This window comes from Rhizobium sp. Nf11,1, assembly GCF_050587665.1.
In the GTDB taxonomy this organism is placed as follows: Bacteria; Pseudomonadota; Alphaproteobacteria; order Rhizobiales; family Rhizobiaceae; genus Rhizobium.
Window position 1 is genome coordinate 1 of sequence record NZ_JBOBHU010000050.1, and the last position, 8,000, is coordinate 8,000.

Sequence of the window (8,000 nt, forward strand, 5' to 3'; positions counted from 1 at the left end):
AGGCTTTCCGCCTGCGGCAGAACCTTCCGTTTTTTCCCCGTCACGACCCCTTGACCCGCCCGATGCATTCCCAGCCCCACTCTCACCGATCTTCGTCCTTCCGTTCGCTGACCTCCTCACACGCCGACGATCCGTCCTGACTTCAGCTCAGCCATCTTACGCTGCCGCCAGAGCGGAATCCTTGTAATCTTCGTTCTTGGTCATCATTGCCCAGATGGATCGAGCCATTTTGTTGGCGAGGGCGATCGCAACGAGCATACGAGGTTTGCGCGCCAGCATCCGTGCCAGCCACGAGTTCTCAGGTGGGGCTTTCCGGCATGCCCATCGAATGACGGTCATCGCGCCGATGATAAGAAGCCGACGGATGTCGCGTTGTCCCATCTTCGATGTTCTGCCGAGCACCTGCTTTCCTCCGCTCGAATGCTGTTTTGGCACCAAGCCGAGCCAGGCCGCAAAATCTCGTCCTCTTCTGAAGGTCACCATGGTGGGCGCGAAAGCCTCGACTGCCATTGCCGTAATCGGTCCCATTCCGGGCATGGACATAAGGCGGGCGGTGCTCTGCGAACGCTTCGCTTCCGATCTGAGCGCCTTTTCCAGCGATGCGATCCGAGAAGAGAGCACTCCTATCTGGTCCAGATACAGTCGAGCGGTCTCCACAACGATAAGGTCGAGGCCCGTGTCGTGATCTTCAACAATCTCCGCCAGCAACGCCAGGCTCGCAATTCCCTGCGGTGCGATGACACCATGCTCGGCCAGATGTGCTCGAAGGGCATTGATAAGCTGCGTTCGCTGACGGACGAAGAGGTCCCGCGTCCGGAAGAGCATGGAGCAGGCCTGCTGCGGTTCAGACTTCGGAACGACAAAGCGCATCGACGGCCGGGTCGCTGCTTCCACGATCGCTTCCGCGTCGGCAGCATCATTCTTCTGTCGTTTGACGAAAGGCTTCACGTAAGCCGGCGGGATCAATCGAACCTCGTGGCCAAGCTTGCCGATCTCACGCGCCCAGTAATGCGCTGTGGCACAGGCCTCCATCGCGACCGTGCATTTGGGCAGTTCCGTAAAGAAGGTGACCACCTGGCCGCGAGACAGCTTTCTGCGCAAGACCAAACTTCCATCGCTTCCTGCGGCATGAACCTGAAACACCCGCTTTGCAAGGTCCAGGCCGACGATGCTAACTTCCTTCATGGATGCTCTCTCCTCTAAGTGACGTTCTGGCGAACATCACTCAGGCACATTGCAATGCCGTCGGAGGGGGCATCCACTCCATCAGTTCTCAGTGGCAATCAACAGACTGGCGTTCGACTTAGGGATTTAGCGGATCTAAGAGCTTTCGGGCATATCTCTGCATACACGAGAGAAACCAGTTACTTCAGCACGATCTTTCACTGAAACCGCCTCGAGGTCTCTCCGAGTTGGCATCTGCGAAACAATTCTCCCTCCTCTATTTTTATCCTCATCATTAGAGGCAACGGTGATCTCGCAGACAAGAACAGTTTGCATATTGCGGCCATCTGATTTCCAGATGGCCGAGGTCGTGGGAGGTAGCGGGGCTTCAGTCGAACTTCGGATAGGCAAGGGGATCAATTGCACAGTAACGACTCTCCGCATGACCGGCAGCCGCCTCTTGTTCAATTGACGCTAGCTTTTTCACGGTCAACGTCGGAGCCTGGGACGAACCCCAAGGACATCTCGGATAGAAAACTCGAGTGAATTCGCAGACACCGGGCAAGGTGGAGAGGATGTCGTTGTGAATACGCTCAAACGCGCCGGCATTCTCGACGTCCACACGCATGTAATCGGAACCACGCGCAGCCAATGACACGATCTACGGTCTTGCCGCCTATTTCTACGCCTCCAATCTCAAACGCGTCTGGAAAGTGGCCGAGGCGCTTGAATACGGCATGGTCGGCATCAACACCGGCCGTATGTCGTCGGAAGCAGCCCCCTTCGGCGGCGTCAAGCAGTCAGGGATCGGTCGCGAGGGAATCTCGGCACGGCCTCGAGGACTATCTCGAGATGAAGTATCCCTGCATGGGCGGGCTTTAGTCCGCGGGCCATGCTCATCAACGTCACAGATATCCAATGGATTCCGTGGCCGCGTCTTGCTCAATCAGTCAACTCCATTCCGTGACCTGAGTTGCTAGAAGAAGGTGAGTGGTGATCGCAGTGTCCCTTCCGCTTGGCGCATGAACCGCCTCGCTCATTCGGTTCCCACAGGTCACTGCGACGGCACCATCGAAGCCCGCCATTCGTTTCACCGGGGGAAGCGAAGATCTGCTGCAACGGTCGATCGAAACTTGTCGACGCGTAATCCAAACCGCATGCTGTTGACTCACCCCTTCAACCGTTTGAAAAGAAGTTTCCAACCGGGAGCTTACCATGGCGGACGAAGAAAATCTGGAACAGGCCCAGCCCTTGTCCAGGGCCGAGACCAGCGAGACGGCGCATCCCCCGAAGAGGCGCACATCATCGGCGAAGGGGAAACGTTTGTCTGCCGGCGCGAAAGCGAGCAAGGCTGGGCCGCCTGCGAACAGTGTGCGGCAGCGCCGTTACTCCGACAGCAAGCGCGCCGAAAAGCTCGCGCAGATCGAGGCGCGCGCATCGGCCGGCGACACCCTGAAGACGGCGATCAAGGACGCCGGGATTTCCGAGCAGACCTATTACCAATGGAAACGGACCGCCGGCGCGGTGGAGGCGCCCGCCGCCAAACCCCAGCCAGACGCCAGGGTCGAGCCCAGCGCCGGCGTCGATACTCTGGCGGACCTGGTCGCGCTCGAAGAGGAAAACAAGCGGCTGCGCCAGCAGCTCGCGGAAAAGCTTCGCGCTGAGAATGCCGAACTGCGCAAGCGGCTCGGTCTGGACTAGGCTGACAGGCTATACCGCCTGCGTTGCAAAAACGCACGCCTTTGCCTATCTGTGCGGCGAACCCCACGTGTCACGGGGTCACGTTCCTTCATTTCCGGATAAAGGTCTGTATGAAAGCAAGACGCAATTTCATTGTCGAATTCAAGTCGGGCCGGCGTCAGCAAAGAGGCCAAGGCGCCTCGATCTGGGGTGATACCGACCTCAAGGCGATCGCGCGTGCGGTGGAATCCGATCTGGCGGTGACCGGCGTTGGCGCTGACGCAGAGCTCGGTGCGGTGCGGCCATCACCTGCACCCCATCGATCCGAGTCCAGAATTCTCGAGACGATCGTGAAACCCGACGAACAACCGTCCGTGGCGGCCCTCGTGAAGGCGACGACCTCTGACTTGCCGACCCAGCCGGCGGATTTGCCACAACCATCAGCGAAAACGGATGACGCTGCAAACGTGCCAGTCCCCGTCCCCGCGCAAGAAGAGACAGCCCCCGCTGCTCCTATGAGGCGCCGCGCTGCCTTGAAAGCGATGGGGCCAAAAAAGAAAACGCCAGCCCGATCCGTTTCCGCGGGGATATCGCAGCAGGCTGGCGCAGAGGACCTCAACGCGCTCGAGGCCGAAAACCGCCGGCTGAAGGCGCTGTGGCGGGCGCATCTGTATGCGGAGAATGCTGAGCTTCGGAACATGTTGGCCCGCCTTTCCGCGATCTAACGCATCAAGACCCTTGCCGTTGACAAGGACGGTCGGCGATCCGGCAGACCGGAGCGATCGATGGCGCAGCGCCGCTCGCGGTCCCGGTTGCGCTCGCTAATGATCGACTGGTCAAAGGTTCAATTCGTTGCCGACGGTGCTGAAGCTCCCGTTTCGTGCCGCGGCCGCGACCTATCGGAGATGACGGAAGCCCATGTTGTACACCTGACCCATTGGTTTGGGAGCTAGTTGATTTCGTAGGGTTGATTGCATTCTTGCCATCGACCGAACAACAGGAGGGCCACCGCCGCGCCGTTGAGTTGCGCCTTAGTCCCAAACATCTCGCCGCTGAGTGAATGTGCCTTGGAGAGGACAAGGGGCCATCGGACGAGCCGATCGCCTCTTGTTTGCAGTGGCTCTGGCTTCGTATCAGGTATGGATGTCGATGGAGGATGCCTGCGATGATGTAGGCGTTGCCAGCCAGCGCCCACTCGATCAGCACCTGTCTTCTTGCTTGCGGCAGCACCCCTCCCAGCGGAAACTGGAGCCTTGGCGTGAGGAACTTAAATGCATTGCCTTTTGGGTCTGGAAGACTGCTCTAATCCAGTCCGTCCCTGTCACAGACGGCCATCGGCTCCGCCCCGTTGGCGACGATGATGCCGCGGGCTATGGCGTAGCAGGGTTCCTCCAGCACCAGGGAGCTTCCGGGGTCGATGAGGACCCGCGAACACAGGCCGATGGCCTGCTGCAAGCCGCTGACGACGCTTAGGGGACTGCTCCCTTTGAGGCGCGGTCCTCTACCGGCGCGGCGCGACGGGCGCCCGCTTGCCGCGGCCCCACAGGATGAAGGCCACGAGGGGAAGCAGGATGAAGTTTAGCGGCAGGGCGGCAAATTCGCCCCGCATGGCATGGAAGATGATTGCGCAGATTTGCAGCAGTGTGCAGCCAAGCGCCGCAAGCACGGTGAGGCGCGGCTGGATGCGGGTAAGAGCAGGCAAGAGGATGCCGATCCCACCCGCTACATCGATCAATCCGGTCAAGCGCAATAGCGATGGGTACTCGACCGGCCATTGGGTCTGCCACATAGCGGCCAGGGCCTCGGCGGGCATGAAGAGTTTCTGGAAACCGAACAGAATGAAGGCGGCGAACATCAGCGTTTGAACGCTCCAGAGGCTGATTTGCAGTACTTTCCCAGCTGGCTGGATGGGAGTGGAGACGGTGTTTGCTTGCATGGAAAGCTCCTGTTTCAGTAAAGCGGCTTCAGGCGGCGATACGAGCGATCCGCGCCCGCGCGGCGGTCACGGCATTTGCGGCGCCATCGGCGCCTCGGTTCACACCTTCGACACGGATCACCTCGACATCGGTGATGCCGATGAAGGCGAGCACTGACTTCAGGTAGGGCGTGGCATGATCAAGCGCTGCCGCCGGGCCTTCGGAGTAGATCCCGCCCGAGGCTAAGACGATGTAAGCCTTCTTGCCCTTGGCCAGTCCCTCGGGACCGCTAGCCGTATATTGGAAGGTCCTGCCTGCCCGGCCGATATAGTCGATCCAGGATTTCAGATTCGAGGTGATGTTGAAGTTAATGAAGGCGGTGCCGATTATCAGCGTGTCCGCCGCCAGAATCTCCGCCACCAGTTCATCTGACAGGCGGAGTGCAGCCGCTTCAGCAGCGTTCAGATCTTCGGCGGCTTTGTGGATTCCGGTCGTGAACCCACCATCCATATGCGGTAACGGGTTGGCGGCGAGGTCACGGTGAACAAGGGCGCCGGTAGGATTGGCTGCCCTTAGCCGTTCGGCAAGCTCGGCGGCGATCTGGGTCGAGAAGGAGCCGGGGCGCGGACTGGCGGTGAGAAGCAGGATGGATGACATGTGCAGTTCCCTTCGAAAGAATGCGGCAGGTGAATTAGCCATGATGTAAAGCTTGCTGGTCATCGGGAAAATCGGCATAAATTCGAACCAACATATCGATACGGTCGATGAGAGATGCAGCCGCACCCAACCTTGGATCAATTTCAGGTATTCCTTGCCGTAGTGGAGAAAGGCAGTTTCTCGGCGGCGTCCCGCGCGCTCAATCGCACGCAATCGGTCATTAGCTATACGATCGCCAATCTCGAGGCGCAGCTAGGAGTGGCGCTCTTCGGCCGTTCCGGGACGAAGCGGCCGCAACTTACAGAGGCTGGCAGGTCCGTTCTCGAGGATGCGCGCCGGTTGCTTGGGGATCTCGATTTGATGCGGGCGCGGGTGAAGGCGCTAAACGAAGGACTTGAGGGAGAGCTGCCCCTCGCCATCAGCAGCGCCGTGCCTTCAGACATCGTTGTCGCTGTGCTGCGCGCCTTCCGAAACCTGTACCCAACCGTGTCTGTGAATGTCACCGTCGGCACGCTCGGGATCGTGATGGATGCGGTCATTACCGGGAGGGCGACCGTCGGCTTCGGCGGCTTTATGGCGACGGGAAATCATCAGATCGTTTCCGAACGGATCGGCCATTCTGCGATGATACCCGTCGCAGCTCCGGACCATCCCCTTGGAATGCTGGACCGGACTATCAGCGTTGCCGACGTCAGGGACGAGACGCAGCTCGTGGTATACGACGCCTCTGGGCTGACAAAGGGACGCGACTTCAACGTCTTCTCACTCAAGACCTGGCGGGTCAGCGACAACGCGACCAAGCATCAGTTTATCCGCGGCGGATTGGGCTGGGGCGGGCTCCCGGCATCCCTGGTCAAGGGTGACATCGCCGATGGCCGCCTTGTCCGGCTTGCGTTTCCCGCTTTCGACCAGGGCGAGTATCCGATCTACGCCATTCACAATGTCGCCAACCCGCCGGGCCCTGCCGCGCGGTGGCTTACCACCGAGGTTCGCGCAAGGCTGTCCAGCGAATTCCACGGCTCGAATGGTGTCGGCACCGATCCGTGACAGCAGGTCCTCAGCGCTCGTGGTTACTCGAGTGCGTGACTGTTCTCTCGAAGAATACTCACCAGTCCGGAAATATAGGTTCAAACAGGAATTGGCCCATACGTCTTCACGTTCTCCATCGACACACAGGTGCGGAAACTTCTGACATTCCCACCTTCGAAGAAAAGGGTTCTTGTAAGCTCGTTGTATTCTGCCATGTCGCGGACGTTGAGGATGAGGATAAAGTCCATTTCCCCCGTCACATAATAGCACTGCTGGACCTGCGGACATTTGCTGAAACGCTCCTTCATCCCGTCGAGAAGGTCCAGCCTTTCGTTGTCGGTGGTGACATGGACAACAATCGTGAGCGGACGACCGATGGCCGTCTCATCCAAGACCGAAATATCGCTACGTATGTACTTCGCTTCACGCAGATGCTGCAGCCGCCGCGCCACCGCGGGCGGAGACAGGCCGATCTTGTCAGCGATGACCCGCTGAGGTGTCTGGTTGTCCTGCTGGACCAGCCGCAAGATTTTGAGATCGAACTCATCAAGGTCGGATGCGATAGTTCGAGCCACGAAAGTCTGCGCACCGACGACAAGGTGCTTCTCGGCACCGACGCTCCCAGTCTTGTGCGCCCCTATCTCAGACTGTGGCGCGACGAGACTGCCACTCCGCTGATCTCGCTTGATGAGGTCCTCCGGCGACCACCGGACGCTCGCGGAAGGCCAGTTTGCGCATCGCGCTCTTGGCCTCGTCTTCGGTCACTGTGACGAACGCGCTGGAGGTCGCATCCAGGATGCGCCAGGCAACCATTGAAGGGGTGTAGCACTCGAGCATCGCCTGGTTCGACGACGACCGTCTTGATGGCCTCGTGCCCTGTGGAGGCCTGGGTCCGCTGAGCACATCTGCTGGCTTCGATCCCACGATGTTTTCGTAGGAGGCCGGATCGGTCGCGCCCTCGGTGTTGATGAGCAGAACCCACGGAAATCCTGTTCCCGGTCGTCATGGGGCTTGCGGTGAAGAAGGGCAATGACGAGTGCTTCGGCCTTCTCTATGGCTAATGCCCGCACTGGCCCGGCTGGGCCTGCCAGGTGCGGATGTCCTTCATCCATGTCAGCGCCATCTCGGGCGCGCCGATCTCAGGGATGACGGCGACCGGATCGCCCTCAAGCGGAACGACCACGAACCACGGCCGGGTCGGGCTTTCCCAGAACTGGGAATCGAAGCCCGTGAAATAGCGGACGTTGGGCGGTGACGAGACGAGCAACGCGTCGAACTTGTGCCTGTGCATGATCTGGCGTGCGCGACCGCCACTTGCTTTCCCAAGCTGGAAACATGGCCGTAGGAGAAGGCGCTGAGAACGGCGCCTATCGCCAACCAGGTGCCCGCATGGAAGAGCGGCGACCAGGCCGGGGCTCCGACGAACGGCTCCAGCCGCCCTGTTTGCAGCAAGAGTTCGCTCACGGGCGAGATCAGGCGGGTTGCCATGAGCCATCCGATGAGGAGTGCAAATGGCGCCATTCTCCGTAGGGCGTCAAGGAGTTGGTCTGCATC

The 8,000-nt window shown here is 59.8% G+C and carries 8 protein-coding genes and 3 pseudogenes; 4 read left to right on the top strand and 7 right to left on the bottom strand.

All coding sequences use genetic code 11. The features are described 5' to 3' along the window. Positions 1–156 precede the first annotated feature (156 nt). Together ACQ7C1_RS31370 and ACQ7C1_RS31375 are read right to left on the bottom strand one after the other, a co-directional pair. Entirely contained in the window at positions 157–1,185 is a 1,029-nt protein-coding gene (locus tag ACQ7C1_RS31370) for an IS110 family transposase (RefSeq protein ID WP_430961170.1), read from the bottom strand. Positions 1,186–1,653: 468 nt separating this feature from the next. Beyond that, a pseudogene (locus ACQ7C1_RS31375) lies at positions 1,654–1,816 on the bottom strand (transcriptional regulator); the annotation flags it as partial. On the opposite strand from ACQ7C1_RS31375, the pseudogene ACQ7C1_RS31380 reads away from it, so the two are divergent. From ACQ7C1_RS31380 to ACQ7C1_RS31390, 3 genes and pseudogenes are all read left to right on the top strand, one after another. Further along, positions 1,806–2,046: pseudogene (locus ACQ7C1_RS31380) on the top strand (aldehyde dehydrogenase family protein); the annotation flags it as partial. The pseudogenes ACQ7C1_RS31375 and ACQ7C1_RS31380 sit on opposite strands and share 11 nt — an antisense overlap. Positions 2,047–2,379: 333 nt before the next feature. Then, entirely contained in the window at positions 2,380–2,865 is a 486-nt protein-coding gene (locus ACQ7C1_RS31385) for a transposase (RefSeq protein ID WP_430961171.1), read from the top strand. Positions 2,866–2,975: 110 nt separating this feature from the next. Then, positions 2,976–3,569 carry a hypothetical protein gene (locus ACQ7C1_RS31390; protein WP_430961172.1) on the top strand — a complete coding sequence of 198 codons (594 nt, stop codon included), beginning with the start codon at positions 2,976–2,978 and terminating at the stop codon, positions 3,567–3,569. Between the two features lie 776 nt (positions 3,570–4,345). On the opposite strand, the gene ACQ7C1_RS31395 is transcribed toward ACQ7C1_RS31390, so the two are convergent. Together ACQ7C1_RS31395 and ACQ7C1_RS31400 are read right to left on the bottom strand one after the other, a co-directional pair. Beyond that, the gene (locus tag ACQ7C1_RS31395; protein WP_430961173.1) at positions 4,346–4,780 is read right to left on the bottom strand and encodes a DoxX family protein; all 435 of its coding nucleotides are present in this window, start codon (positions 4,778–4,780) and stop codon (positions 4,346–4,348) included. A 28-nt stretch (positions 4,781–4,808) separates the two neighbouring features. Further along, on the bottom strand, positions 4,809–5,417 hold the full coding sequence (locus ACQ7C1_RS31400) for an FMN-dependent NADH-azoreductase (protein ID WP_430961174.1): 609 nt from the start codon (positions 5,415–5,417) through the stop codon (positions 4,809–4,811). Positions 5,418–5,531: 114 nt separating this feature from the next. On the opposite strand from ACQ7C1_RS31400, the gene ACQ7C1_RS31405 reads away from it, so the two are divergent. Next, positions 5,532–6,464 carry a LysR family transcriptional regulator gene (locus ACQ7C1_RS31405; protein WP_430961175.1) on the top strand — a complete coding sequence of 311 codons (933 nt, stop codon included), beginning with the start codon at positions 5,532–5,534 and terminating at the stop codon, positions 6,462–6,464. A gap of 80 nt (positions 6,465–6,544) precedes the next feature. Here ACQ7C1_RS31405 and ACQ7C1_RS31410 read toward each other — a convergent pair whose 3' ends face one another. From ACQ7C1_RS31410 to ACQ7C1_RS31420, 3 genes and pseudogenes are all read right to left on the bottom strand, one after another. After that, complete coding sequence (locus tag ACQ7C1_RS31410; RefSeq protein ID WP_430961176.1) at positions 6,545–7,021, bottom strand: Lrp/AsnC family transcriptional regulator; 477 nt, start codon at positions 7,019–7,021, stop codon at positions 6,545–6,547. A gap of 121 nt (positions 7,022–7,142) precedes the next feature. After that, positions 7,143–7,286: pseudogene (locus ACQ7C1_RS31415) on the bottom strand (diaminopropionate ammonia-lyase); the annotation flags it as partial. 217 nt (positions 7,287–7,503) lie between these two features. Further along, on the bottom strand, positions 7,504–7,941 hold the full coding sequence (locus ACQ7C1_RS31420; RefSeq protein ID WP_430961177.1) for an aminopeptidase P family N-terminal domain-containing protein: 438 nt from the start codon (positions 7,939–7,941) through the stop codon (positions 7,504–7,506). Positions 7,942–8,000: the final 59 nt, after the last annotated feature.